The following is a 26,520-nucleotide window of genomic DNA, read 5'->3' as shown; positions in this document are numbered from 1 at the left end:
TCACCGCCTGCAAACGCATGCCCGCCCCATCCAATAACAACGAGGTGAAAAGGCCATGTACAAAATTCTGATTGCCGACGATCACCCTCTGTTTCGCGAAGCCATCCATAACGTCATCAGTGATGGCTTCCAAGGCAGCGAAGTCATGGAGACTGCCGACCTGGACAGTGCCCTGGCGCTCACCTTGGAGCATGACGACCTCGACCTGATCCTGCTCGACCTGAACATGCCTGGCATGCATGGCCTCAACGGCCTGATCACCCTGCGCAACGAGGCACCGACCACCCCGGTGGTGATCGTCTCGGCCGAGCAGGAAAAGCAGATCGTGCTGCAGGCCATCACCTATGGCGCCGTGGGGTTCATTACCAAGTCTTCGCCGCGCTCGCAGATGATCGAAGCGATCGAGCAGATCCTCACCGGCAATGTCTACCTGCCACCCGACATCATTCGCGCCAACAAGAGCAGCACCAGCCGGCGTCAGAGCGATACCCCAAGCTTCCCACCCGAGATGCTCCAAGCCCTGACCCGCAAACAACTGCTGGTGCTCGAACGCATGACCAAGGGCGAGTCAAACAAGCAGATCGCCTACACCCTGGATATCGCCGAAACCACGGTCAAGGCCCACGTCTCAGCGATCCTACGCAAACTCAACGTGCATAACCGGGTGCAGGCGATCCTCAGTGCCGGCGATATCGATTTCGGCGATTACCTGCGCCGCTAGAGAGGCTGTGGGGTGCAGTTGGCCAGCAGATGGCTCATCGCAGTCTTGAGCTTCATCGGCCGCACCGGTTTGTGCATCAGGGTGTGGCCGCGCTCGCGGATCTGTTGCTTGAGTTCGTTGCTGTAGTTGGCGGTGATCATCATCGCCGGTATCGGCAACGCGCGGCGGGCATTGATCCGCGCCACGGCATCGACGCCGTTGCAGTCGTTGTCCAGGTGGTAGTCGGCGATCAGCAGGTCGGCTTCGGCATGGAAGTTGTCCACCTGGCGCGCCAGGTCCTGCTCCGACAGCGCGGTGACCACCCGGCACCCCCACCCCTCCAGCAGGGTGCGCATGCCGGCACAGATCGCCGCATCGTTATCCAGCACCCAGACCCGCGCCCCACGCAGGCGTTCGAGCATCGGCTCGCTGATTGCCAGGCTGGGTTGAGCCTTGGGCGCGGTGGCACTCAGCGGCACTTCGACAGCAAACACCGAGCCTTTGCCAAGCCATGAGCGCACTCGAATCCGGTGGCCGAGTATGCCCGCGATCTTTTCCACGATGGCCAGGCCCAGGCCCAGGCCACGGTCCTGGTCCGGGCGCTGTACATCGCCCCGCTTGAACTCCTGGAACATTTCTTCGAGGCGATCTTCGGCGATGCCGATCCCGCTGTCCCAGACTTCGATCCACAGGCCCCGGCGCTGGCGCCGACAGCCCAGTACGACGCGGCCGCTGCGGGTGTAGCGAATGGCATTGCTAAGCAGGTTGCGCAGGATACGCGCCAACAGCTGGATGTCACTGTGCACCAAGGCCGAACAGCCCACGAAGTGCAGTTCAAGCCCTTCGCTGCGGGCCACCTGGGCGTATTCGGCGGCGAGGTTGTCGATCAGTTCGCTGAGGGCGAAGGGGGCGATATCGGCCTTGATCACCCCGGCATCGAGCTTGGAAATATCCACCAGGGTGCCTAACAGGTTTTCCACGTCTTCCAGGGAGTTGCTGACATTGCGCACCAGCTGAGCACTGTGTTGCGGCTCACGCCGTTCAAGCAGTGCGCTGGTGAACAGCCGCGCGGCGTTCAAGGGTTGCAGCAGGTCATGGCTGACTGCGGCAAGGAACTTGGTTTTCGACAGGTTGGCCTGCTCGGCCTCGCGCTTGGCCTCGCGCAAGCGCGATTCGGCGCGGCTGCGCTCATCGATCTCGCGCAGCAACTGGTCGTTGAGGCTGGTCAGCTCGGCGGTGCGCTCGCGCACCCGTTGCTCCAGGTTCTGATAAGCCTGGTGCAGCGCCTCGGCGCTTTTGCGGCGCTCGGTAATGTCGCGGATCAACACGAAGATCCCCACCACTTCGCCATTGGCCAGCCGGTTAGGCACGTAGGAGCGCAGCATGTAGCGCTCCTGGCCGTTGATGTTGTTTTCGGCAAATTCGAACGTCACGCTCTCCCCCGCCAGCGCCCGCGCCACGTAGGCCTCCAGGCGCTGGTAATGCGGCTCGCTGTGGGCCTCGCGCAGGCTCTGGCCAAGCATCACGCCGGGGGGCCAGCAGTACCATTCTTCATAGACCTTGTTGGTGAATTCGTAGACCAGGTCGGCATTGAGGTAGGCGATCAACGCCGGAACATGGTCGGTGATCAGCCGAATCAGTTGCGACTTCTGCGCCACCGCCTGTTCGCGGCGCAAGGTCTCGCTGAGCTTGACCTCGGTGATGTCGGTGAACAGGATCACCCGCCCGCCTTCGCAGGTAGGCCGTTCGCTGACTTGCAGCCAGCGCCCGTTCTGCAGGCGGTACAGCAGGTGCTCATCGGCGTGCCCGCGCGGCTCTTCGGTGAATAGCCCACTGGCGGTCATCAACTGCCTTACTTCGGCCAGGCGCATGCCGGCGATGATCCGCACCCGGCTGTTGGCCCAGAACGCCTTGAAGCGGCTGTTGCACAGCACGATCCGCTGGTTTTGATCGAACAAAACGAAGGCATCGGAGATGCTTTCGATGGCGTCGATCAAGTGCTGGTGGGCCGTCTCGGCCCGCAGCCGGGCTTCGCTGAGCAAATGGTTACCGGCCTTGAGCTCGGCCATGGCCTGGTTCAGGGCATCGGTACGCTCGCGGACTTGTTCGGCCAGTACCACCGAATGCTGAAACGCCGCGTACGGGTCGTTGCCCCGCGTCACGCCCGACTCGACGCGTTCGATCAGCGCGCCGTTGATGCGCTGCAGCTTGTAGTTTTCGTGCTGCAGCCGGGCGACCTCGGCCTGCAGTTCAGCGGCTGACCGGTGGTCGATTGCGGGCAATGGCGACGCCGGTGAAGGTCTGGTTGATGTGCATGCCATTGAACTGTTCTCCATAGGTGTTGAAGCCCATGACCCGCTGCTCGCGCAAGAACGCGCCGACCTGCTCCAGGCCGTCGTGGTCTTCCAGTTCCAGGCGCCGCAGGAAACAGTCGCAGCCAATGGTCAGCAGCAGTGGGCCCAGGCGCTGGTGCAGCCCGTCGAACAGGGTGTGCAGGTTCGGCAACAGCGGGCCCGGTGTCATGGCTGTGAGCACGATGCCGTTTTCCACCGCGCAGTAGAAACTCAGGCTCAGGTCCGGATGCACTTGCTGGATTGCCCGGACGTAATACTGATCGTGGATCCGCACCGCCAGCGGATGGGCCGCGAAAACCCGGTGATCGAGCTTGGCAACCGGCACGCCGATGTGTCGGGCGTACTCCTCGGCAGCCGGTTCTGCATTGAGCTCGAAGACGCGGCGCTGGGCGCTATCGGCGCCGGTCACCACCAGCTTTTCCTCCCGCGGCAGAATGTGGTGCGTGGTGAACACTTCGAAATCGAGCCAGGTATTGACCAATACCACCACCGCCGCGCCACTGTGGAACGCACCGCCGAAGTACACATGGGTGCGGGTCAGGTAATTGTCGTCGCCGGCCGAGCCGCCAAAATGCGGAATGTCCCCCAGCGCCGCACTCAGGGCGGTGAGGACCATCTCCTCGCGGCTGGACAAGCCATCGAGCAGGGTCAGGGCAAAGCTGTGGCCCTTGATGGGCGCCAGGGTATTGCTGCGACAGGTACCGACCAGCCGTTCAACCATCTGCTGGGCGTCGATCAGGCTGAAGTGCTCCATTTCATCAATCAGTTCGGTGGCGATGGAAAAGTGCCGGTGATCGAACCCCACCGCCGTTACGCAATTGCGGCCGTAGCCCAGCGGGGTGATTTCGCCGGCACTGGTGCAGCCCACCAGGCGAATGCCACCGAAACCCTGTTCCAGGGCCTCGGCCAGCGCACGCAGGTCATATTCGGCAGAGCAGAAAAACAACACAAAACCCAGGTGCGGGTGCAGCAACTGCCGCGCCAAATCCTGGGCCGCCAGGCGCGCATCGGTTGCCTGGGACATGGCGCTGACCACCCCGTCGTTCTGGGCCTGCTGCATCGTGGTCTCCGGCGCGGGTTGTCTGAGTGCTGAGTGTACGAAGGCTGCCCTGGAGGGCGAATGCTACTTGGGTAGCGGGTAGGCGGTTCCATGGGAGTAAGGGTGTGCACGTGAAATTGCTGGGGTGCGGGCTTGCTCCGCCAATGGGGCTGCGCGATGCATGGCACCGGCTTCGCCGGTGTTCGCGGGGCAAGCCCGCTCCCACAGGTAATGCATCATTTTTTAGAAATTGAGCAAGACAGTTGCTTGCGCATGGACCGACATACCAGGCTTGCGCGGGCATTGTGGGACCGGCCGGAAAGGGCCGCGCAGCGGCCCCAGCGGTTTACCAGGTCAGCACCGCCCCCAATGCAAGGGTATCGGTGTCCTCGTTCTGATCACCGGTGTCATGCCCGTCAATCGAAAACTGGTTGTACTCAGCCACCAGCGTAAGGTTGGCATTAACGTCATGGAACAGCGCCACACCGCGAGTCTCGTAATCCGCGCCACTGCCTACCACGCCGTTGCCATCGTCCTTGGTCTTGCCATACGACAACGCCAGGCGGTTCTTGCCGACCTTGTACGAGCCCTGCAGCAAGTAACCGTCGCTGTCGACATTACGCAGGGTCGGCTCGCCGGCGTTGTTGGTGAAGAACGGGTTGATGCCCTTGGCCTGGAAACCGGAGCCGGTGAGCGAAAGCCCGCCCATCTTCGCCTGCACGCCGTAGCCGACCCCTTTGGAGGTGATCGACTTGACCGTCGAGTCGGTGTTGTCAGAGGTCTGGTAGCTGCCATTGAGCCAGCTGTAGATCTTGGCCCCGGCCAGGTCGAACTGGTAGGTGATCTCGCTCTCGGTGCGGGGGTTTTCCTGATAGGCCTTGCCGGTCGGGCTACTGTCGTTGGTGTCCACCGGGTCCATGATGCCGACCGCTACCCGCAAGCCGTCCATCACCGGCGTGCGGTAGGTGATCTGCGACGTGGGGAACGGGTACGGATAACCGCTGCCGATGTTGCCGAACGACACCCCGCCGCCGTCCACCAAGCCCAGGCTGTCACTGACCTGGCCGTAACCTGCCAGCAGCTCGTCGAGCAGGATGTTGGAACGCGCGAACAACCCGAAGTCCTTGCCGATCAGCACCTCGCCCCACTCGGGGTTGGCCACGGTGCCGTAGAACTGACGCACATCGATGGCGGTGTCGGTGCCGTTGGTTTCACTGTCGTTGATGGTGACCCAGAACGAGGCACGCGCCCCCAGCTTCAGGTCATCCACCTGTTTGCCCATGTTGAAGCCCAGGTAGTTGGGCAAAAACCCCATCTTGACCCGCGACTGGCGGCGGTCGAACTGGTCGCCCGCCCGGTCGACATCACTGTTGACGTAAAAGGCGTTGATGTAACCGTCGGTGGAAAACGTCGTCTGGTCCTTGTCGTACAGCATGATCTCGGCCTCGGCGACGCCGCTCAGGCCCAGGGTCGAAAGGCTGGCGATGACAGCCGTCAGGATACGAGGCGAAAGTTTCTTATTGTTGTGCATGACGCGCTCCAAAACGTGGGCTCGGTGTTGGAGGCGATTATCAGAAGCGGGCATAGCGCCAGGTACGCTGCCTTGGAGGGGGTTGCAAGCTGCTTTGGGCGTGCGCATGGGGCGCGATGATTAAGGCCCGAGACCGGCTTAGGCCAGGAGGCAACACCAAGGGTGTACGCCTCATGAACAGCGAAGGACTCAATGTGTCATCATCGCCATGACACTTTTCGAGAATGCAGGATCAACCATGCTCTACGTCGTCATGCTCGGCGGACGCCACCCCCGCGCCAGCATCGAAGTCCACGATGTGCTATTTGCCCAGGCCGACTCGCTGGAGCAAACCTTCCCCCTGCTGCGTAATGCCTGGTTCGGCAGCCCGAAAGGGCTGCACATCGATTCCTGGCTGGAAGTGCATGGGGTGGATGGCTATCGCATCGAATTCAGCCAGGCTGCGCCACAGCCAAGGGCCCTGCGCCTGTTCTTCCTGAACCTGGGGGGTTATGAGCAACAGGTCTTTGGCGAAGCGCATCGTTACCTGCTGGTGGCCGCCACCGACAAAGCCGCAGCCAAGAGCCTGGGTAAGGAGCGTATGGCAGCGGGTTGGTTGAAACCCCATACCGACGCGGTGCTCGATGTTGACGATTGTTTACCGATTGATCTGCTGGAGGGGCGCTATGTGCACTTGGTTGAAGGTGAGCATCGAGGTATTGTGCAACGCAGTGATTACATCTTGATTTGAGTGAGGCGCTTGCAGTCCCCATCCTTCAGGCCGTTATTTTCGCGTGCTACCCCTCTTTGGTTAGCATTTTTCAACTCTGGTTAGGGGATTCGCCATCCCCGTCCGGCCTGCGCGCCGGTGCCGTGAACCACTTCTCGCGCGGCACCCACTTCTCCTGCTCCGGGTCGCCCAGGTAGTGCGGCGACATGATCTGTACGCCGTGCTCATTGAACACATCCTGGATGTTGGCATGCAGCAGACTCAGCAACTCCGCCCGCGGCCGAGGTGCGCTTGGCACGGCCTGGGCCACCAGGCGGTATTCAGGGTAGAAGTCCGACAGCCCGGTCTGAAACACCTGCGGCCTGGGCGTGTCGAGGATGCCCTCGGTGCGCTCGGCAGCCGCCACCAGCATCGCCTCCACCTGTCGCCAGGGCGTGTCATAACCGATGGTCACCACGGTATCGACGATGTAACCCTGGCCCTGCACTGCGCGGGAATAGTTGCGCGTCACGGAGCCGGTGATCATCGAGTTGGGCAAGGTCAACACCTCGCCCAACCCGGTGCGGATCGTGGTGTTGAACATGCCGACTTCGGTCACCGTGCCCTCGTTGTCGCCGACCCGCACGTACTCGCCGGCCTTCAACGTGCGCGAGTAGGTCAGAATAAGCCCTGCCGCCGCCTGCCCCACAACGCTGGTTGCGCCCAGGGAAATCATCAGCCCGAGCAGCACCGACAGGCCTTTGAAGGCATCGGTGCCCGACCCCGGCAGGTACGGGTAGGCCATGACCAGGGCAAACAGCCAGATCGCCAGCGAGGTCAGGCGCATGGTCGGCCGCAGCGTCTCTTCGGTCAGCCACTTGAGCGTGCCGGGGCGCGCCATGCGCTCCAGCACGCGGCGGCTAAAGCCACTGATGCCGCGGGCGATGAAGAAGATCATGATGGCCACGGCAATCCCGGGGATGGCGTGCAAAATGCCATCAAGCAGGTACCGCAGCAGGTTGAGCAGGTGCACGTTGAGGCTTTCGCCCCACGGCCGGGTGTAGGGGAACTGTGACAGCACAAAGCTCAGCCACTGGTAGCTCAGCAGCACAACCACCGCCAAGTACAGCAAGCGCAGCAGGCTGTCGATCAGCCGGTACACGTACTGCATGTCGAACAGCGGCATCTGCCCGACGCGAATCTGCCGGGCACGTTCGCGCATCAACTGGGGCAGCCGCCCACGCAGTCTGTGCCGGGCCCGGTTGGCGCCCTTGAGCAGTGCCAGGTATATCAGCGTGGCCAAGGCCGACAAGCCCAAGGCCTTGAGCAGAAAATGCAGGTTGCGCGCCTCGCCAGACTCCTCGACCACCTGGCGCAGCACCGCCGCAGCCTGCTCGGCCGCTTCGCGGGTGTCGGCGCCGCTGATCTCAAGGTCCTGGGGCGCGACGATAAACGCTCGCCGCCCACCCAGCAGCACCAGGTGGCTGCTGAGGATCGGGTCGACGCTGACGTGCAACTCATCAGTGCCGCGCAGTGCCTCTTCGATCACGGCCGCTGCCCGCTGCGCCCGTGCAGCCGGCGTCTCCCCAAGCAACGTGGCGTGGAAGGTGAAAATGCTGCGGTTGGCGATCGTCAGCTCGGCCGGTTCGGCCGGTATGCCTTCGGTGGCGATGGTGGCGGCGTCATTGCCCTGCCCCGCCAAAGGCACCAGGGCCAACAACACCAGCAACACACGAAACAGGTGATTCATCGCTCACTCCCTGGCCTTCGGACGGACGGCATCCCTGTAGTGATAGCACAGCTGTCACTGACCGCCTCTTGCCCCTACGAAAGCAGGCTCGTCACCTAAACCACCGCTATTGCTGCAGGGCCTGGCTCATGCATTACCGACGAAGTTCGCTTCGTTATTGTCCTGAAAATCATTACGGCACGCACATTCAAACTCGGCTTCGGCGCGTGTCGAATAACTCAGGCAGAGGCGCATTTTCTCTTGCGTATCGTAAAGGTCGTAGCCCTCCCCCAAGGCGCTGGGAAATCCAATGCGCCGAGGAAAGACCTCTTTATGGCGCGGTACCGCAGGAACCACAACAAAGCGCCTGTACATGATCAGCCCTCTTCCGCCAGTGCTTTAGTATTAGTCTGTATATAGGAAAGACTCAAGGCGGCTCATGCAAAGAGTGTGGTCTACGATCGGGGTTATTGGAGTCGCAAATACCGGGGCGCCGTTTGTTCAGGCGTTTTGTCAGAATCCCCGACAATAGATGCACCCCGTGAGAGTGCTCCACAGTCACAACTGAACACAGACCTTCCTGTGTGTGACCAGAGGTATGCAGTCATGGCGAACAATCAAGACTGGGGCGCAAACCAAGGCGGCAACGCCAATACCGGTGCCGGCGATGCAGGCCAAAAAGGCGGCCAGGGCGCAGGAGGTGACATGCCCGACAAACAAAAAGGCACCCAGCAACCCGGTCAAAAACCTGAAGACAAGATGAACAAGGATTGGGAACGCTCAACGGACACAGGGCGCCAGGGTGGCCAGCCTGGTGCTGATCAAGCCGACCGGCAAGGCCCTGCCGACACGGGCCGCATGGGTGGCCAAGCCGACCAAGGTGACGCTCTGCACAAGGATGACGATCGCTGATGCCAGTGGCCCCGGGGTGGCATTACCGCCCTGGGGCTCACTACAGTTTGAAGCGTACGTGAATCGTGCTTTTTTCTTGCGTGCGATCAACCGTAATCGCCAGGCTGCCGTAGCCCGAATAGCTTTTAACCAAGCGCATGCCGAGGCCGGTGCCAGTGGGTTTTGGGTACGACTCCGGGAACCCGTCGCCCTCATCCGTTACCGTGATCAGTGCATGATCCCCCTGCCCCCTCACGCTAACCTCCACCGTACCTTTGCCATATTTGAGCGAGTTGGTGATCAGTTCGGAAATCACCAGCCCCAGCGGCGCCATTCTTTCCGGTGGCATCGTGAATGCGTCAGCATCGAGGAGGATTTTGCGCTCAGCCAATGCTTTGCCCAGATCACCCAGCAACGCTTCAAGATAATCCGCTGCACTCACCGCTTGAGTTTCAGCATTCTGATAAAGACGCTCATGCACGCTCGCAATGGTCAACACTCGAGTTGCAGCCGTCTGCAGTTGAAGCTTTACCGCTTCATCCAGGGCCATATTGGCCTGCAGCAACAACAAGGTATTTACCAGGTGCAGGCTGTTCTTGACCCGATGATGAATTTCTTCCAGATAAAGATCACTTTTACTCAACTTTATGTTTTGCGCGTCGATCAATGACAACAATTGTGCTTCGTGATGGCGTCGTTCGGTGATGTCACGCGACACGGCAATGATCTTTTCAAACTCGCCTTGCTCGCCAAATATTGGCGCCACCGTCACATCCCACCACTTAGGCTCTTGGTGCAATGTCGGGCAGAATGCCTCGAACCTTGCTGATTCACCTTCAGTCACTTTTCTGATCGCATCCAGCACCACGTCTCTGGATTCGTCAGGCCAGAGCTGCGACCACGCCACCCCACGCACCTGCGTGAGGTCGCCAATGTGCATCAGGCACATGCCGGCATCGTTCATGAATTCGATGTCGCCACGCGCGGAGAGGATTTTCACGCAATCGGGGCTGGCGTTGAGCACGCTCTCGGAGTATGGGTCGGATGACTGCATATCCTCGCCAGCAGAGATGCGCTCCACCGCCATGGAGATGACGTTGGAGATGCCCTCCAGAAACACCAGGTCGCTTTCGATGAAGTCTTCCCCGTTGCTGCTGTCAGCTTCGAGTACACCAAAGGGGGCCGATGTCCCTCGGATAGGTACGTTGATCGCTCGCTCGATCCCGTATTTTTTTAGCAACGACGGTGTTCTGAAGCGCTGCTCTTGCCCTAGATGGTTCGACAGCACGGGCCTGTAGGTCGAAATTGCATAGCCTGCAGGGCTGGCCACATCGCCGCCCACGGTGGCGTGCCCGATGTCCGCCTCATCCCAACCCACGCCGTGAGACAGCACAAACTCATCGCTGTCAGCTATCGGCATGAGCACCTTGGCAAATGGGGTGTCCATACCTTTGGCCACTACCGAGCAGGCCTGGGTGAGCAACGCATCCAGGTCAGACGACTTGAGCGACATGACGCCGTACTCGACGACCAGTTCATGCTGGCGATGGAGCCTGGCGTGAGACTTTTGCAACGCGGCGCGAATCGTTTCGTCGGGGGATTGATGCTGCATGGGGACGATTTCCAATGCCAGGTGGGGATGCACGCTGAAACGGTTTTTCTTTTGCGTCTTACGCCAGCTGAACGAGCACTAGATTATAGAGCTCAAAACGCAGCGGACAGTTTTTGGACGCGGTAATCCGGTTTATCACCGCTCATTGCCCGAACGCAACGACGAAATCGCACAGGTGCCTTTTACACCGGCAACTCGGTCGTCAGCTTGATCTTTTCCATGGGCACTTCGGTCTTTACGTTCTGCACCACGCTCAGGCTGGTCAAGTGCGCGATCTGGAACCGCCGGTAGGCCTCCAGGTCCGCCGCCACCACCCGCAACAGCAAATCGCAGTCACCCGCCATCACATGGCACTCCACCACTTCTGGCAGCAGGCGCACCGCCTCGACGAATTCATCGGTGGTCTCCTGGTCCTGGCGCTTGAGCCACACCCGCACGAACAGGGTCAGGCCCAGCGCCACCTTGGCCGGGTCCACCAGCGCCACGTAGCGCGCGATCACCCCCGCTTCTTCCAACAGGCGCACCCGCCGCAGGCAAGGCGACGGGGACAACCCCACCTGCTTGGCCAGTTCCTGGTTCTGCAAACGGCCGTCGCGTTGCAGTGCCCGCAAGATACGTCGATCGATGGCGTCGAGTTTGATTGGCATTGATAACCTTAAAATTGAGAAGTACGGCAGTAGATGCCAAATACTCCCCACACTTAGGCAACTACGCAACCCGATTTCAGCGATCCATTGGAATAATTTGCCTCCACTGGAGGTGACCATGAATGCAGATGAATCAGTAATTGAAGAGCCCCCCGCAACGCCTGAATCCGAACACCCCGATGCCTCTGCCGCCGCGAGCGACGCGCCGCCACCGCTGTTGAGCCCGGCCACCTGCGCCACTTCGACGTGGTACCTGTGGGTGACCAGGGCCAGCATCATCATGCTCGGCGCGCTGATCGGGCCGCTGCTGGCTGACCTACACAGCTACAGCTTGGACATGGCAGTTGTCGCTGCCTGCCTGGTACTGCTCAAGGGCATGTGGAGAGGTGTGCACGCCGCCCTGCCCTGGCTATTCAGCCTGGTCACCGCCGCGCTGTTCTACCTGCTGATTCCCGGCAACTGGTATGTGCTCGCGGGCACGCTGGCGGGCCTGGTCAGCGCTTACCTGTGGGCCAAGCCATCCACCCAGGTGCTCGACGCCGCCCTTGGCTGCCTGCTGATTGCCGTGATCGCGCCCACCTTGGTTTCTGGCTACCCGGCAGACCTCATCGCCGTGGCACTGACCGTGTATGCCGCTTCACGGTTTTCCATCCTGCCGGTGGTGCTGTTCGCCATCGTCGTGAACGCTGCCTTGCGTGCGTTACTGCCCGCCTGAAGCCAGTACGCCTGCCCCGGGCAAACTGCCCAGAAATGCGCCGATCTGCCGGCTGCCGCGCAAATGCACGACGGGAATCTGCGGCCCAACCGCCTGGCGCTGCGCCTCGATACCTGGGCGATAGCCGCGATCGAAGTTCCACACGAAGTTCAGGAAGGTCAGAAAAGCCCGGTCGAGTTTCTCTGTACACCCAGCCGCAAGGTCTGCACGAGGCCGGTTCATGACGCTGCGTAGAATCACCCGGGTGAAGCAGGTGAGCCGGGGCGTATCGAGCCAGATCACCAGGTCGGCACGGGGCAGGCGCAGGTCGAATGTGCGCCGGGCATAGTTGCCTTCACACACCCAGCTATCCCCTGCAATGGCCTCACCAACCCGTGCGCGGAACTGCTCGGCGTCCGCCTCGACCCAGCCGGGCTCCCAGAACAGGGTATCCAGGTGAACCACCGGCAGGCCAAGGTGCTTGCCCAAGGCACGGGCAAGGGTAGATTTGCCGCTGCCGGCATTCCCCAGAATCACAATCCGTTGCATGGCGGCTTCCTGTCGCGAAAAAAGCCGGCAATTGTGCAGGATCTGCTTGGCCAGTCAAAGACTAAATCGCCGGCACCAAGGCTTCTGACGGGCCATAACGCCCATCAGGCGCCCAGGTGCGTTTCGCGAATCAGCTTCTTGTTGATCTTGCCGATGCTGGTCCTGGGGATGTCGGTGACGAAATGCACCTGCCGTGGGATCGCCCACTTGTTGATCTGGCCCTTGTCGACAAACTGCTTGAGGTGCGCCTCGAGCATTGGCTGGTCAAGGCGGTCACCGGGCGTGCGCACCACCAGTGCAATCGGCCGCTCGCCCCACTGCTCATCGGGGATACCGACCACCGCCACGGCGCTGACCGCCTGATGCTGGCTGATGAGGTTTTCCAGGGTCAACGAGCTGATCCACTCACCCCCGGTCTTGATTACGTCCTTGATCCGGTCCTTGATCTCCAGCACACCGTGGTGGTCGATCGAGCCCATGTCACCGGTGTGCAGCCAGCCGTCCTGCCACAGCTCGGCGCCCTTGTGCGGCTCGTGCAGGTAGCCTTGAGTCAGCCAGGGCGAACGCACCACGATTTCACCCAGCGACGCACCGTCGTGAGGCATGTCGTTACCCTGGGCATCGACAATGCGCAGGTCGACCATCGCTACCGGGGCCCCGGTGCGGATCCGCTGTGCAACCTGCTCGCCCATCGGCAAGGCCCGGTCCTCTTCACGCAAGTGGGTCAGGGTCAGCAGCGGGCAGGTCTCCGACATCCCGTAGCCACTGTAGATCAGCATGCCACGCTCACTGGCCTGGCGGGCCAGGCCGTGGGTCAGCGCGCTGCCACCGAGCAGGATCTTCCAGCGGCTGAAATCGGTGTGCCGGCCTTGTTCGCTGTCCAGCATCATCTGCAGCAAGGTCGGCACGCAGTGGGAGAACGTCACCCCCTCGTCGCGGTACAGCCTTACCAGCGTGTTCGGCTCGTAGCGCCCCGGGTACACCTGCTTGACCCCCAGCACCGTGGCCACGTACGGCACGCCCCACGCATGCACATGGAACATCGGCGTAATGGGCATGTACACGTCGCTCGAACGCAGCAGCGGCTGGCCGTCGTAAGCGGCAAACGTACCCAGCTCGTTGAGGGTGTGCAGCACCAACTGGCGGTGGCTGAAGTACACCCCTTTGGGGTTGCCCGTGGTGCCGGTGGTGTAGAACAGCGTGGCCACCGAGTTTTCGTCGAAGTCGTCGAACTCGGCCTGGCAACTGGCGCTGGCCAGAAGCGCTTCATACTCGCCCAGCACCGGCAGCGTGGTGGCCGTGGCCTGTTCGTCGGTGAGCTGCAGGTAACCGCGCACCGTGCCCAACTGGCCCTGAAGCTGTTCCAGCAGCGGCACGAAATCGTCGTGCACCAGCACCAGGTCGTCTTGCGCGTGGTTCATGGTGTACGCCACCTGCTCCGGCGATAACCGCACGTTCACCGTGTGCAGCACCGCACCCAGCATCGGCACGGCAAAAAAGCACTCCAGCGAGCGGTGGCTGTCCCAGTCCAGCAGCGCCACAGTGTCACCGGCCTGCACCCCGGCGGCACGCAGCACATTGGCCAGGCGCCGGACCCGCTGGTCCAGGCCGCGGTAGGTGTAGCGCAGCTTGTCGGCGTAGACGATCTCCTGCTCGGGCTGGTGCCGTACACCTGACATCAGCAGGCGTTTGATCAGCAGTGGGTAGGCATAGGCACCAGCTGCCGGCGGCATTATTTTTGTCTTGGCCATGAGGGTAGATTCCAGTTTCGGTATTCGATTCGATTAGGGCGCGCTCATGCGCTCATCCGTGTTTGCGCCTGGGGTTCGCAAGCGTGCTCGCCAGGCGGCGCGGCGGGCGCGCATGGCTGGGGCACAGCCTTGACAAAGCGCTTGTCCGGCAGCAGGAAGTACGACAGCGCCGGGATCAGCACCAGCGCGCCGAGCATGTTCCACAGGAACATGAAGGTCAGCAGGATGCCCATGTCGGCCTGGAACTTGATCGGCGACCACGCCCAGCCGACCACGCCCGCCGCCAGGGTAATGCCCACCAGCCCCACCACCCGGCCAGTGAAGGCCACGGCGTTCTGGTAGGCCTCGCCCAGCGAGCGGCCCTGGCGCTGGTAGTGCAGCTGCACGCTGAGCAGGTACAAGGCGTAGTCCACGCCAATCCCTACGCCCAGGGCGATGACCGGCAACGTGGCCACTTTCACGCCGATGCCCATCACCACCATCAAGGCCTCGCACAGCACCGAGGTCAGCACCAGCGGCAACAGCGCCACCAGGGTCGCGCGCCAGCTGCGGAAGGTGATCAGGCAGAACAGCGTCACCGCCAGGTAGACGAACAGCAGCATGGTGCGGTTGGCTTCACGGACCACGATATTGGTTGCCGCTTCGATGCCGGCGCTGCCGGCCGCGAGCATGAACTGGCGGTCGGGGCTGCTGTTGTCGCGGGCAAAGCGGTCGGCGATGGCCACCACATCGTCCAGGGTCTGGGCCTTGTGGTCCTTGAGGTAGGCGATCACCGGCATCAGCGAGCAGTCGGTGTTGAACAGCTCCGGGGCGTTGACCGACGCTTGCTGGGCGGCATAGTTGAGCATGTCCTGGTTGCGTTGCAGGCTGCTCATCTTCGGGTTCCCCTCGAACGAGCCTGCGGTGATCTGGCGCACGGCGTTTGCCAACGAGACGGTGGTCTGTACGCCCGGGTACTGCTGCAGCTCCCAGGCCAGGCGGTCGGCAAGCATCAGCGTCCGGTAGCTCAGGCAGCCTTCCGGCGGGGTCTTGATCATCACCGCGAACAGGTCGCTGGACAGTGCGTAATGGCGGGTGATGTAGGCATTGTCGCGGTTGTAGCGTGAGTCCGCGCGCAACTCCGGCGCGCCACTGTCGAGGTCGCCGATCTTCAGCTGCAGGCTTACCCAAAAGCCGCCCATGCCCATCAGCGTGGCCACCAGCACGGCGCCCGTGGCCCACTTGCGCGTGGTGAAGCGGTCAAGCATGTCCCACAGCTTGCCGAAGCCGCGGTGCTCGGCGGCTCGCTGGTCGATGCGCAAGGCGCGCGCGGCGGCCTTGCGACCCACACCGACGTACGACAGCGCCACCGGTATCAACAGCAACGAGGTGAAGATCAACACCGCAACACCGATGCTTGCGGTGATCGCCAGGTCCTTGATCACCGGGATGTCGATCAGCATCAGCACGGCAAAGCCCACGGCGTCGGCCAGCAACGCCGTGACGCCGGCCACGAACAGGCGGCGGAAGGTGTAACGCGCGGCGACCTGCCTGTGTGTACCGCGGCCAATGTCCTGCATGATGCCGTTCATCTTCTGCGCGGCATGCGAGACACCGATGGCGAAGATCAGAAACGGTACCAGGATCGAGTAAGGGTCGATGGCATAGCCCAGCCAACCGACGATACCCAGTTGCCACACCACCGCCGCCAGCGAACAGAGCACCACCAGCAAGGTGCTGCGCACACAGCGCGTATAAAGGAAGATGATCATCAGCGAGGTGCCCACCGCCAGGGCGAAGAACATCATCACCTGGACCAGCCCATCGCTCAGGTCGCCCATCAGCTTGGCAAAACCGATGACCCGCACCTTGTACTTACCATGGCCTTCCTCGCCGGCCTTGCGCGCATTGCTGTCCCCGGCGTACTCGTACTTGTCGCGCAACTGCTGTTCGAGCATCTGCGAGAACTGCCGGTAATCGATGCCGCGACCGGTGGCCAGGTCGTGATCAAGCAGCGGTACCACCAGCATGCTTGACTTGAAATCAGTCGCCACCAGGCTGCCGACGATACCGGCACGGTTGATGTTTTGCCGCAGCTGTTCAATGTCGGCCGGTTTGCCCTGGTAATCGTCGGGCATCACTGTGCCCCCCTGAAAACCCTCTTCGGTGACTTCGGTCCAGCGCACACCGGGGCTCCACAACGACTTCATCCAGGCGCGGTCCACACCTTGGGCAAGAAACAGCTCGTCGTTGATCTGCTTGAGCACGTTCAGGTACTCGGGGTCGAAGATATCGCCCTGGGTGTTCTCCACCACCACCCGCACCGAGTTGCCCAGGCCACGCAGCGACTTGCGGTTGTCCAGGTAGTTCTGGATGTAAGGTTGGCTCTGCGGGATCATTTTCTCGAAGCTGGGCCGCAACTCCAGGCGGGTCAGCGCCAGGTAACCCAGAACCCCCGTGACCAGCACCATGAACAGCATGAACAGCGGGCGGTAGTTGAAGACCATGCGCTCCAGCAGGTTGCCGGAACGTGGATCGAAATCCTTCAGGTCGCGGATCACCGGCAGGGTGTCTTGCTTGATGTTGGCCATCACGAGTTCTCTTTGGATGCTTGGGGTTGTTATCGAGCCGGCAGCACGCGTAGACCGCGATCACCCACCAGTACGGTGCCGTTGCTTCGGGTCTGCAGCGCGGCGGTCACCGGCGCAGGCGGCACATGCGGCTGCAAGGCGAAACTCAGGCCGCCATCGCGGCTGTGCAGCACCTGGCCCGCCTGGCTGAACAACCAGTAGTCCCCATTGCTGTCGAGGCTGGCAGCCGTGATGCTTTGCGTCACACCCGTGCTCACCCGGGTCCAGCTCTGCCCGCCGTCACTGCTGCGCGCCACATGGCCACGCAGGCCATACGCAAGCACTTCGCCGGGTTTGCCGAGCACCCCGAACCAGGTGCCCTGGTAGGGGCTGGGCAGGCTGACAAAACGTTGTTGCCCGGTATGCCACTTGAGCAGCAAGCCCTGCTCACCGGCCACGTACAGCTCATCGCCGATCGCGCGGATGGCATTGAGGTGCAAGCCTTGTGGATTGTCGGTGCGGTCCTGCATCGGTACCCAGCTGTTGCCGCCGTCGTCGGTGCGCAGGATCAAATTGAACACGCCGACTGCGTACCCGCGTTTTGCGTCGCTGAACCACACGCCAAGCAACGGTTTGTCGGCGCCCTCCTGCACCAGCCGCCGGCCTTCGTCGGCAAACGCCTGCCACTGCGCCTCATCCGGGTGAGCCTTGGCCAAGGCCTGGTAATGGGTTTCTACCAGCGCGCCGATCTGCCGGCCATCAAGCTGCCTGGCCCAGCTCGTACCACCGTCGCGGCTGTGCAGGACCACGCCATCGTTGCCCACCGCCCAGCCTTCGAGTGCGTTCGGGAAGACCAGCGCATTGAGGTCGGCACTGACCGGTACACTGGCTTGGCGCCAGTCCTGGCCCTGGTTGTCGGAATACACGATGTGCCCGCGCGGCCCAACCGCCACCAGCCGATCCCCTGCCTGCGTCACATCGCGCAACGGGCTGTGCACCGCCAGCGCGCTCGGCCTGGCCGGCAAGTCCAGCACATCGACATACGTAGCTGCCCATGCCGGGCCTTGAACACCGGCCACGACCAGGGCCAATGCCAGCGCCCACGGCGCCGATTTTCTTGAAAGAGCCATGCCACATCCTCTGCAGACTCCACCGGCTGCCCCGTCTGGCGCAGCCGGCAGGTTGATCGTCGGGGTCAGCGAATACCGGCACCCGCCAGGGCTTCGGGCGACCACTGCGCCTTGGACAGAGGGGTGATGTACTCGATACCACCGTGCGGGCCGATCAGGCCGTTGATGTTGTAGCTGCCACCGACCAGGTCGTAGACCACATGCGGGTTGTTGTTGGGGATCTGCACGTCGTAGCTCTGCGTGAAGAAGCTGTAGGAGCCGCGATACAGTTGGCCGCGAGCGTCGTACTGGTCGGATGCGAGGGCGAACCAGCTATCCTCGTCCAGGTAGAAGCGGCGTTTGGCGTAGATGTGCCGAGCATTGCCCTTGAGGGTGCCCTCGACCACCCACACGCGGTGTTTCTCCCAGCGCACCTGGTCCGGTGCCAGGTGATTGGGCGTGGTCAGGCTTTTAGGGTCGTGAATGTAGGTCAACCGGTAGGTGTTGTACGGGACGTACATTTCGCGCTTGCCCACCAGGTGCCAGTCATAGCGGTCCAGCGCACCGTTGAACACATAGACATCATCAAAGGTGCCAGAGCCGGCCGTACCCGGGTTTGGCGTGTCGTACGCCAGGTTCGGCGCCAGCTTCACCCGGCGCTGCCCCGGCAGGTACTGCCAGGCGCGACGCTCCTGCACCAACGGGTTGGCGGCATCCTTGAGCATCATCGACTCGCCAGCCCTGCGCGCCGGGCCTTCGAAGTACAGCTTGGTCTGGAAATAGATGTCCTTGGCTTCGATGACCTTGTTCAGGTCCTCGTAGATCGGGTAAGCGTTATAGGCCAGGCCCGTGGTGGCCAGGGCTGCCACGCCCGCCGCGTCGACGTTCCACGAATCGTACTTGGCCTTCTGCGCCACGCCCTGGTAGCGCAGCAAGTGGTTCCACATGGCCTCGGCACCCGATTGCGGGATAGGGAACGGCACCCCGGGCAACACATTCTCGATGGCCAGGCCATCCTCCAGGGACTTGGCGTTGGCGGCGTTCTTCAGGGTGTTGTCCAGCAGCGCCTTGGGCAATGCCGCAGTCCGGTGGCTCGGGTAAACCTCAATGCGAAACGTAGGGAAGCGCTTGGCCAGCTCTACCGTGGTGGCGGTCAGCGCGCCCTTGTACTGCTCGACGTTCTTGCCATCGATCACCAGCAGTGGCTTTTCTGCCGTGTAGGGGTCAGGCCGCAGGGTATCGCCTTGTTTGAAACCGGCAGGCGGGGTGTTAAGGCCGCCTTCGTAGGCCGGGATGGAGCCGTCGGCGTTGGCCGCCTTGTCGGCGCCCACCAGGGTCAGGTCCTTGCCCAGCCGGGCGACGTCCTGGGCCGGCGCCCCTGCATGGGCATGCCCGGCGAAGACGACCGCCAGCGAGGCGCACAGCAGGCTGTTGAGATGCTTCATCGCGTTTCTCCGCTTGTTGTTGTAGTGGCGTTTCAGAAGGTGGTCTTGAACGATGCGGTGACCATGCCGCGGTCCTTCAACAACGGCGCCAGGCCGGCCTGCGAGGTGATCTGGCCAGGGATGCACTGGTAGCGCCCGTTGGTACCGGGGGTGTTGTTGTCGGTGCCGGTTTCGCAGGTGTCAAACTTGCCGAAGGAGTCGACATACTTCAGGTCGAACTTGTACTTCTGGTAGACATCGGCGGCGATGCCCACCGAATAGCTGCCCGAATCCTCGTTGCCGCCGAGCTGCACCGCAGAGTTACCCTTCAGGCCGACGTTGTAGGACAGCGGCATGGAGATATCGACCCCCGGCAGCGCCTGGAACCAGGTGGGCGTGAAGTTGACCGCCAGGGTGTAGGCATTGGTCGTGACCTTGTCGACACCCTGGTAGCTGGCATCGCCCTTGAAGGTCTGCTCACCCTTGTCGACACTGACCAGGTGGGTCATGGCGCCTTCCACGGCCAGCGACGAGGCATTCCACAGCGGCGTCGCACCGAAGGTGACCAGGCCGTTGAGCACCACATGCAAGGTCTTGCCCCGGGCCAGGCCGGTTTCACCGTTGCCCGGCACCTCGCCGATCAGGTTGGTGCCGCCCGCCGTGCCCGCCAGGGCCTGGTACAGCGGCCCGTTGATGGTGGTGAAGTTGCTGATCAGCGGCATGTTCTCGCGGTAGTTGACGTCCAGCCCGACGCTCACCGGCCCGACGCTCTTCGCCAGGCTGATGCCGTAAATATCGATGTCGTCGGCGTAGGCGGCCATGTAGCTGGTACCGGCCAGGCTGCCGTTGTGCAGGTTGGGCGCGTTGATCAGCACTGCCGGGGTTGGGTCGGACGTGTTGCGGTAGTAGAAGCCCAGGGTGCCGTCGAGCCATTCCGGGCTCCACTTGGCCATCAGGCCGAAGTCACCCGAGTTGCGTGGCCGGATGTCATGCCCACGGGGTGCGCCGTAGAAAGCGCCGGCGCCGCCGACGGCATTGGGCACCGGCAGCCAGAAGATATCGCCGCCGTCGCCCAGCATGTCATAGGCGCCCATGTAGGTACCGCCTTCGGGCAGGCGCGAGTTGTCGAATTCGAGGAAGTATTGCGCGGCCAGGGTCAGTTCAGGGTTGACCGTGTAACTCAGCGACAACTGCTTGCGCGGCAGGAACAGCTCCTTGGTTTCGGTTCCCGGCACGTTGTACAGCTTGGCCAGGTCCAGTGCCGACTGGCCATAGTTGATGCCGTTGGCGGCGTTGAACAGGGTCTCGCCCCAGTACACCGAGTGCCAGCCAAGCTTGCCGCTCAGCATCGACTCGTCGCCGATCTCGGTGTTGTAGAACACGAAGGCGTCGAGAAACTCGCCAGACGGCCCATTGTAGTAACGGTCGCTGTAACGGCTCAGGCCATGGTGGTGGGCCGGGCCACCGGCCAGCACGGTACCTGCGGGCAAGCCACCGGCCGGGCGCGCCAGCACCAGGTTGCCGGCATTGCCCTGCTGGCCGGGAAACGGGTTGGCATTCGACCCCACGTCGTCATAGGCATGGTCGTACCAGCTGGCGGCGCTGACCCGCATGCCCATGCTGCCCTGGTAGACGATATCCAGTTCGGTGAGCAGGTCCAGACGCTGCGTGACCGCGCTGCCGACGCTGAAGTTCTTGTCGCCGTCGTTGAGGTTGGAGGTGCGGGCGATCTTGGCGTTTTCGCCTTCGACCCGCTGGCCGTAGCTCAGCTTGGCGGTGTTGTCGAAGCGCACGTTCCAGTCGGGGTCGGCGAGGTCCAGCTGGAATGCCTGGGCAGCCGGCGCACCGGCGACCAGCAACAGCGTTGCCAGCAGGTTACGGCGGGGAAGGCAGAAGAGAACGTTTTTATTGTTGTTCATGCGATGTCTCTGCTTGGGTGATAAGCGCGGCTCAGCGATCGAGTTGCTGTATCAGGGCCTCGGCGTGGGGCCATGGGCCGTAGCCCGAGGCAGGGTTGAGGTGGCCGACGGCGCCGAGCTCGACCAGCTCGCTGCCCCACTGCGCGGCCAGGCCGGCTACCGCGCTCAGGCTGGCCAGGTGATCGTTGCTGCTGGCCGCCACCAGGCTGGGGAATGGCAGCGGGCCGCCCGGCAGCGGCGCCCAGCCGTTGGCGCGCAGCGTGTCCGCAGTGGGGTAGCCTTGCGGCCACTCGCTTTGCAGGTCTGGGGGGGCGGCCAGCACGGCGCCTTTGATCGGCCGCTGATAGCGCGCAGCCCAGTGCGCCACCATCAGCACCCCGGCGCTGTGCGCGACCAGGATCACCGCGCCCTCGATCTGCGCCAGCTCACGCTCGATCGCCTCGACCCGCGCCGTGCAACTGAGCGTGTCGGTTGTCAGTGGCGGCACCGCACGCACCTTGGCCAGGCGCGCCTGCAACAGGGTCTGCCAATGCTCAGGTACATGGTCGCGCAGACCCGGAACAATCAGCACGGTGGCGGCGGTTTGCAGTTTTTCCATGTCAGGGCCCTTGCTCTGTTCACTCGGTCGATTGCCGACTGCTTGAGGGCCAGAGTAAAGAGTCGGTCCGGTACACGCTTTACATTGCGCGTCATAGATTTTTCAGTTGATGACATGGCTGACGCGGCGGCCAGCAGGCCCCTGTTCAGGGGCGACCAACGGCAGGAAAATGGCTTTTCATCTGATGACACAGGCGCTATAAGTGACTACCCGCCAGCGCAGCGGGACGCCCATCAAGAACACGTGGAAAACAACAATATGACCGTGCTCGCCCGTGCAGCCTCGCTTACCAATTATCTTGAAGTCTCGCGTCATCTGGGCCTGAACGGCCATGGCCTGCTGGCCCAGGCGGGCCTCAGTGCGTCCTTGCTCGAAGCGCCCGATCAGCGCATTCCGGTGGCTGCCGCCATCAACGTGCTCGAAGAATCGGCACGCCTGAGCGGCTGCGAAGCCTTTGGCCTGCGCATGGCCGAACTGCGCCAGTTGTCGGATTTTGGTGAGGTCAGCCTGCTGATCAGCCACCAGCATTCGCTGCGCGATGCGCTGCAGGTGATCGTGCAGTATCGCCATGTACTGAACAACGCCCTGGCGATTCACATCGAAGAAACCGGCAAGACGGTGATCATCCGCCAGGAGGTCATCACCGAGCAGCCCATGCACAGCCGCCAGGCCATCGAGCTGGCCATCGGTGTGATGCACCGCTTCTGTTCGGCGCTGCTGGGCGCGCATTGGCACCCGATCAGCGCCAATTTCACCCACGCTGCCCCCACCGACCTGGCCATCCACCGGCGCATCTTCGGCTGCAAGCTGGAGTTCAACAGCGACTTCAACGGCATCGTCTGTTCGGCGGCCGACCTGGACACAGCCAACCCGCAGGCCAACGAAGCCATGGCGCGGCTCGCCCAGCGTTACGTGTGTGCCCTGCAGGATGATGGCGCCCCTTCGCTGGTGCACGAGGTGCGCAAGTCGATCTTTCTGCTCATGCCCATGGGCCGTGCCACCATCGAACACATCGCCCAGACCCAGGGCATGAACGTGCGCACTTTGCAGCGCCGCCTGGAAGAAGAAGGCGCCACCTTCAGCGAGCTGGTCAACGGCGTGCGCCGCGACCTGGTGCTGCGCTACCTGGAAAGCCCCGGTTATTCGCTGGGGCGTATCGCCGACATGCTCGGCTATTCCATGCACAGTTCGTTCACCCGCTGGTTCATCAGCCAGTTCGGCCAGCCACCGGCCACCTGGCGTGCGCAGCACGACCTGCCCACGCCGCTCAAACGGGCCCGTAGCGCAGCCCAGGGGCCAGTCACCACGCGCTGAGCGCGCGGTGTTACAACCCTACGCGCAACAGCACCAACACCAGCGCCACCAGGAATACCGTCTCGCCAACCATCAGCAAGATCGGCTTGATGCCCACGGCGGCCAGTTCCTTGAGCTGGGTCTTCATGCCCAGGGCACTGATCGACACCACCAGGCACCCGCGCGACAGCTCGTTGACCCCACCTTGCACGGCCAGTGGCACCCAGCCGGTGCTGTTGATGCAGGCCAGCGCCAGGAAACCCACCGCAAACCAAGGCAGCAATGGCGGGCGCTTACCCGCGGTGTCGGTGCCCTGGCGGCGCGCGATCATGGCCGCGACGACGATCACCGGCACCAGCATGGCGACGCGCATCAACTTGACCACCGTAGCGGTATCGCCGGTTTCGGGCGACATGCTGTAGCCCGCCCCCACCACCTGGGCGACATCGTGGATCGTCGCACCCAGAAAAACCCCGGCGGCTTGCGGCGACAGGCCGAGTGCGTTGGCAATCATCGGGTAGAGGATCATCGCCAAGGTCGACAATGCCGACACACCGATCACGGTAAACAGCGTCGCCCGCTCTTTCTGCGGATGGCTGGGCAGCGCAGCGGCCAGCGCCAGCGCCGCCGAGGCGCCGCAGATCGCCGTGGCGCCACCGGTGAGCATGCCGAACAGGCGCTGGAAGCCAAGGGCCTTGGCCGCCACCATCGACACCCCGATGGTGACCACCACCAGGATCACCACCAGCGCGACCGCCTTCCAGCCCAGGCCCGCCATCTGCTCCAGGGTGATGCGCATGCCCAGCAGTGCCACGCCCAGGCGCAGTACCGTGCGCGCGGTAAACTCGATGCCGGCTTTGCACTTGCCGTCGCTGGCCAGAAAATTCAGCGCCAGGCCCAGCAGCAGGGCAAACAGCATGACCGGCGCGCCATAGTGTTCGGCCAGAAAACTCGCTGCACCTGCGGCAATCAGGCTGACGATGAGCCCTGGCGCTAACTCGCGCGCACGGTGGTTGACCTGGGCCAGCGCAAGGGTGCTCATGACACGACCTCCTGGCTGGCGATGACGATAAATACCCGTTCGCCCTCCACCTCTACGGGGTAGCTGGCCACCTTGAGTGCCTTGGAATTGAGCAGGTAGCCGCTGGCAAGATCAAAGCGCAGGCCATGGGCGCGGCACTGGATCACGCCACCGTCCAGTTGCCCGGCGCACAACGACGACCCCTGGTGCGGGCAGCTATCGTCGATGGCCAGCAAACGCCCGTCGATATTGAACAACGCCAGGCTTTTGCCCTCATGTTCGAACAGCGCGCGTTCACCGACGCCAGGCACGCGCGGGGCCGGCACTTCAATACGCCGGCTCATGAGCCGGCCCCCGCCGCTGCCGACAGCGCCCGTTGCATGGCCTCGAACAGTTGCTCTGCCGGCTGGGCACCGAACACGCGCACGTGGTCGTCGAAGATGAAACACGGCACGCCGCGGCTGGCGATGTCCCTATTGGCACTGATGAACGGCCGGCCATCACCGCTCAGGCTCCCGGCCAGCGCGGCAGGCGCAAAGCCGCACTGTTCGGCGATGCGCAACAGGGTGTCGCGATCGCCCAGGTCTTCGCCCTGATGGAAGTACGCCGCAAACAGCCGCTCCAGCAACGCTTCGACCTGTTGTTCGCTGCCCAGCTCCACGGCATGCAGCAGCAGGCGATGGGCGTCTGCGGTGTTGGGCATGCGCGCGATCCGGCTGAAATCGAGGTGCTCACCTACCGCACTGGCGGCTTCACGCACCTGCCCCTGGCGTTGTTGCACAGCCTCCTCGCTGCCCAGGCGACGCCGGTAGAACGCGGCGAAAGGCTGGCCGGCCACCGGCATGTCAGGTAACAGCTGCACGCCCTGCCAGGCCAGGTTGATCACCACCCCAGGCCGCGCCTCGCGCAATTGCGCCAACGCCCGCTGCAATTGCCGCTTGCCGATCAGGCACCACGGGCAGATGAAATCGAAGTACACATCAATCGACAACGAAGGGTTCACGTTCGGGGCTCCAGTACAGGCTCGACAGGCGCTTGCGCGCTATTGCCGTGCATCAGGCGCGCCATGTCATGGTGGTAGTGGCGCTTGGCGTAGAAGAACACCGCAGCAGCAGCGATGCTGATCAACGGCACCAGTTCAAAAGCGGCCTGCAAGCCGATAAGGTCGGACACCTTGCCGGTGATCAACGGCCCCGTGGCCAGGCCGAGCAAGTTGTTGCTCAAGGTCAGTGTGGCGAAGGCGGTGCCATGCACCGTGTAGTGGGTCAGGTTGGCGACCATGGCGCTGGACGGGCCATTGGTGCCGGCGGCGATCATCATGCCCAGGCAGATCAGCACCAGCTGCGGCATGCCCGCCGGCATGGCGAATGCCACCGACAGCAGCACGCAACTGCCCAGGCAATAGGCGATGGCCAGGCTGATCTTGCGATCGGGGCGATTACGCCCCATGCGGTCGCAGAGCATGCCGCACAGCACGATGCCTACACCGCTGCACAGCACGATGATTGCCGCCACGGCGCCCGCCTGGTCAGTGCCCATGGCGTAGTAGCGGTTCAGGTAACTGGGGATCCACACGATCACCGTGCCCCCGACGAACAGTTGCAAGCCGCTGCCGATGTAGGCACTGATCACCGAGCGGCTGGAATACAGCGTGCGCAACGGGCGCAGGGCCTTCAGCGCAGCCTTGTCGGTGGCGTCGGCCAGGCCTTTCGGGGCAATGCGTGCCTCGCGCACGATCAAGGGGTAGAGCACCGCCAGGGCCAGGCCAAAGAACGCCATGCCAGCGAACGCCCAGCGCCAGCCCAGGTGCTGGGCCATCACGCCGCCCAACGCCATGCCCAGCACCGAGCCGAACATGCCGCCGGCCATGAACGAGCCGGCCAGGGTGGCGCGCATCTCCCGCGGGAACACCGCCACCACCACGGCGATGCCGACGCTGCCGTAGGCGGCCTCGCCAACCCCGACCAGAAAGCGCGCAATGAACATCTGCTGGTAGTTTTCGGCGACGGCGCAGCCCAGCGTGGCCAGGCTCCACATCACTGCCATGAAGGTCAGGCTCTTGACCCGGCCGAAGCGGTCGGCGAGCAATGACAGCGGAAAGGTCAGCAGGCCGACCATCAAGGCGACGATGCCACTGAGCAGGCCGAGCTGGCTGTCGCTGAGCTGCCATTCCTGCTTCAACAGTGGGAACACGGCATTGAGTACCTGCCGTGACATGTAGTCAGAGATCAACAGGCCGAAGGTCAGGGCAAAGACGATCCAGGCATAGCGCCGGGGGATGCCCAGTGATGTATCCGTGCCGGGGTCTGACGCACCGGTGTGGTAGGTGGCCATGTTGCCTCCTTGGGTATCTGGCTTGGGTTCTTTTTGTTGTTATGAGTAACAGCCAATCGTGGCGCTGATCACACGCCTGATGTGGGAG

The 26,520-nt window shown here is 62.9% G+C and carries 23 protein-coding genes; 5 read left to right on the top strand and 18 right to left on the bottom strand.

Features of this window, described 5'->3' with window-relative positions:
• Positions 1-55: 55 nt before the first annotated feature.
• Positions 56-721, top strand: a complete 666-nt coding sequence (locus tag OGV19_RS08420) for a response regulator (RefSeq protein WP_264312965.1) — start codon at positions 56-58, stop codon at positions 719-721.
• Here the strand turns inward: OGV19_RS08420 and OGV19_RS08415 are convergent.
• The 3 genes from OGV19_RS08415 to OGV19_RS08405 all read right to left on the bottom strand — a co-directional run bounded on the left by OGV19_RS08415 (position 718) and on the right by OGV19_RS08405 (position 5,624).
• Positions 718-3,021: a hybrid sensor histidine kinase/response regulator gene (locus OGV19_RS08415; protein ID WP_413470116.1), complete on the bottom strand. Its 2,304-nt coding sequence runs from the start codon at positions 3,019-3,021 to the stop codon at positions 718-720. The genes OGV19_RS08420 and OGV19_RS08415 overlap by 4 nt on opposite strands.
• Positions 2,951-4,114: a nitric oxide-sensing protein NosP gene (gene nosP / locus OGV19_RS08410; RefSeq protein WP_264312963.1), complete on the bottom strand. Its 1,164-nt coding sequence runs from the start codon at positions 4,112-4,114 to the stop codon at positions 2,951-2,953. Before nosP ends, OGV19_RS08415 begins: the two co-directional genes overlap by 71 nt.
• Positions 4,115-4,439: 325 nt before the next feature.
• On the bottom strand, positions 4,440-5,624 hold the full coding sequence (locus OGV19_RS08405) for a porin (RefSeq protein WP_264312962.1): 1,185 nt from the start codon (positions 5,622-5,624) through the stop codon (positions 4,440-4,442).
• A gap of 238 nt (positions 5,625-5,862) precedes the next feature.
• Here OGV19_RS08405 and OGV19_RS08400 point away from each other — a divergent pair, with 238 nt between their 5' ends.
• Positions 5,863-6,354 carry a DUF1543 domain-containing protein gene (locus tag OGV19_RS08400; RefSeq protein ID WP_264312961.1) on the top strand — a complete coding sequence of 164 codons (492 nt, stop codon included), beginning with the start codon at positions 5,863-5,865 and terminating at the stop codon, positions 6,352-6,354.
• A 70-nt stretch (positions 6,355-6,424) separates the two neighbouring features.
• On the opposite strand, the gene OGV19_RS08395 is transcribed toward OGV19_RS08400, so the two are convergent.
• Both OGV19_RS08395 and OGV19_RS08390 read right to left on the bottom strand, forming a co-directional pair.
• Entirely contained in the window at positions 6,425-8,062 is a 1,638-nt protein-coding gene (locus OGV19_RS08395; protein WP_264312960.1) for a mechanosensitive ion channel family protein, read from the bottom strand.
• Positions 8,063-8,188: 126 nt separating this feature from the next.
• The gene (locus OGV19_RS08390; RefSeq protein WP_264313914.1) at positions 8,189-8,422 is read right to left on the bottom strand and encodes a hypothetical protein; all 234 of its coding nucleotides are present in this window, start codon (positions 8,420-8,422) and stop codon (positions 8,189-8,191) included.
• A gap of 225 nt (positions 8,423-8,647) precedes the next feature.
• Here OGV19_RS08390 and OGV19_RS08385 point away from each other — a divergent pair, with 225 nt between their 5' ends.
• A complete protein-coding gene (locus OGV19_RS08385; RefSeq protein ID WP_264312959.1) occupies positions 8,648-8,953 on the top strand; it encodes a hypothetical protein in 306 nt (101 codons plus the stop codon).
• Between the two features lie 40 nt (positions 8,954-8,993).
• Here OGV19_RS08385 and OGV19_RS08380 read toward each other — a convergent pair whose 3' ends face one another.
• Together OGV19_RS08380 and OGV19_RS08375 are read right to left on the bottom strand one after the other, a co-directional pair.
• The gene (locus tag OGV19_RS08380; RefSeq protein ID WP_264312958.1) at positions 8,994-10,544 is read right to left on the bottom strand and encodes a sensor histidine kinase; all 1,551 of its coding nucleotides are present in this window, start codon (positions 10,542-10,544) and stop codon (positions 8,994-8,996) included.
• Positions 10,545-10,726: 182 nt separating this feature from the next.
• Positions 10,727-11,191, bottom strand: coding sequence for an Lrp/AsnC family transcriptional regulator (locus tag OGV19_RS08375; protein WP_264312957.1), 465 nt, complete (start codon positions 11,189-11,191; stop codon positions 10,727-10,729).
• A 118-nt stretch (positions 11,192-11,309) separates the two neighbouring features.
• On the opposite strand from OGV19_RS08375, the gene OGV19_RS27750 reads away from it, so the two are divergent.
• On the top strand, positions 11,310-11,906 hold the full coding sequence (locus tag OGV19_RS27750; RefSeq protein WP_264312956.1) for an ABC transporter permease family protein: 597 nt from the start codon (positions 11,310-11,312) through the stop codon (positions 11,904-11,906).
• On the opposite strand, the gene OGV19_RS08365 is transcribed toward OGV19_RS27750, so the two are convergent.
• From OGV19_RS08365 to OGV19_RS08335, 7 genes are all read right to left on the bottom strand, one after another.
• Positions 11,892-12,434 (bottom strand): P-loop NTPase family protein, encoded by a 543-nt coding sequence (locus OGV19_RS08365; protein ID WP_264312955.1) that lies wholly within the window; start codon positions 12,432-12,434, stop codon positions 11,892-11,894. The genes OGV19_RS27750 and OGV19_RS08365 overlap by 15 nt on opposite strands.
• A 104-nt stretch (positions 12,435-12,538) precedes the next feature.
• Entirely contained in the window at positions 12,539-14,185 is a 1,647-nt protein-coding gene (locus OGV19_RS08360; RefSeq protein ID WP_264312954.1) for a fatty acid--CoA ligase, read from the bottom strand.
• Positions 14,186-14,229: 44 nt separating this feature from the next.
• The gene (locus OGV19_RS08355; RefSeq protein ID WP_264312953.1) at positions 14,230-16,755 is read right to left on the bottom strand and encodes an efflux RND transporter permease subunit; all 2,526 of its coding nucleotides are present in this window, start codon (positions 16,753-16,755) and stop codon (positions 14,230-14,232) included.
• A gap of 29 nt (positions 16,756-16,784) precedes the next feature.
• Positions 16,785-17,864, bottom strand: a complete 1,080-nt coding sequence (locus tag OGV19_RS08350; protein WP_264312952.1) for a WD40/YVTN/BNR-like repeat-containing protein — start codon at positions 17,862-17,864, stop codon at positions 16,785-16,787.
• Positions 17,865-17,929: 65 nt separating this feature from the next.
• A complete protein-coding gene (locus tag OGV19_RS08345) occupies positions 17,930-19,288 on the bottom strand; it encodes a DUF1329 domain-containing protein (protein WP_264312951.1) in 1,359 nt (452 codons plus the stop codon).
• Between the two features lie 32 nt (positions 19,289-19,320).
• A complete protein-coding gene (locus OGV19_RS08340; RefSeq protein ID WP_264312950.1) occupies positions 19,321-21,186 on the bottom strand; it encodes a DUF1302 domain-containing protein in 1,866 nt (621 codons plus the stop codon).
• A gap of 31 nt (positions 21,187-21,217) precedes the next feature.
• Positions 21,218-21,784 (bottom strand): RBBP9/YdeN family alpha/beta hydrolase, encoded by a 567-nt coding sequence (locus tag OGV19_RS08335; RefSeq protein WP_264312949.1) that lies wholly within the window; start codon positions 21,782-21,784, stop codon positions 21,218-21,220.
• Positions 21,785-22,042: 258 nt separating this feature from the next.
• Here OGV19_RS08335 and OGV19_RS08330 point away from each other — a divergent pair, with 258 nt between their 5' ends.
• The gene (locus tag OGV19_RS08330) at positions 22,043-23,098 is read left to right on the top strand and encodes an AraC family transcriptional regulator (RefSeq protein ID WP_264312948.1); all 1,056 of its coding nucleotides are present in this window, start codon (positions 22,043-22,045) and stop codon (positions 23,096-23,098) included.
• 10 nt (positions 23,099-23,108) lie between these two features.
• Here OGV19_RS08330 and OGV19_RS08325 read toward each other — a convergent pair whose 3' ends face one another.
• From OGV19_RS08325 to OGV19_RS08310, 4 genes are read right to left on the bottom strand one after another with little or no spacing between them, the layout of a single operon-like run.
• The gene (locus OGV19_RS08325; protein WP_264312947.1) at positions 23,109-24,119 is read right to left on the bottom strand and encodes a YeiH family protein; all 1,011 of its coding nucleotides are present in this window, start codon (positions 24,117-24,119) and stop codon (positions 23,109-23,111) included.
• Positions 24,116-24,442 carry a Rieske (2Fe-2S) protein gene (locus OGV19_RS08320; RefSeq protein ID WP_264312946.1) on the bottom strand — a complete coding sequence of 109 codons (327 nt, stop codon included), beginning with the start codon at positions 24,440-24,442 and terminating at the stop codon, positions 24,116-24,118. The genes OGV19_RS08325 and OGV19_RS08320 overlap by 4 nt, the downstream gene beginning before the upstream one ends.
• Positions 24,439-25,101: a DsbA family oxidoreductase gene (locus tag OGV19_RS08315; protein WP_264312945.1), complete on the bottom strand. Its 663-nt coding sequence runs from the start codon at positions 25,099-25,101 to the stop codon at positions 24,439-24,441. Before OGV19_RS08315 ends, OGV19_RS08320 begins: the two co-directional genes overlap by 4 nt.
• Positions 25,098-26,432: an MFS transporter gene (locus OGV19_RS08310; protein ID WP_264312944.1), complete on the bottom strand. Its 1,335-nt coding sequence runs from the start codon at positions 26,430-26,432 to the stop codon at positions 25,098-25,100. The genes OGV19_RS08315 and OGV19_RS08310 overlap by 4 nt, the downstream gene beginning before the upstream one ends.
• Positions 26,433-26,520: the final 88 nt, after the last annotated feature.

It is taken from the genome of Pseudomonas putida, assembly GCF_025905425.1.
GTDB lineage: Bacteria > Pseudomonadota > Gammaproteobacteria > Pseudomonadales > Pseudomonadaceae > Aquipseudomonas > Aquipseudomonas putida_AF.
The sequence above is the reverse complement of the archived record's forward strand: the minus strand, read 5'-3'. Positions and strand labels throughout refer to the sequence as shown.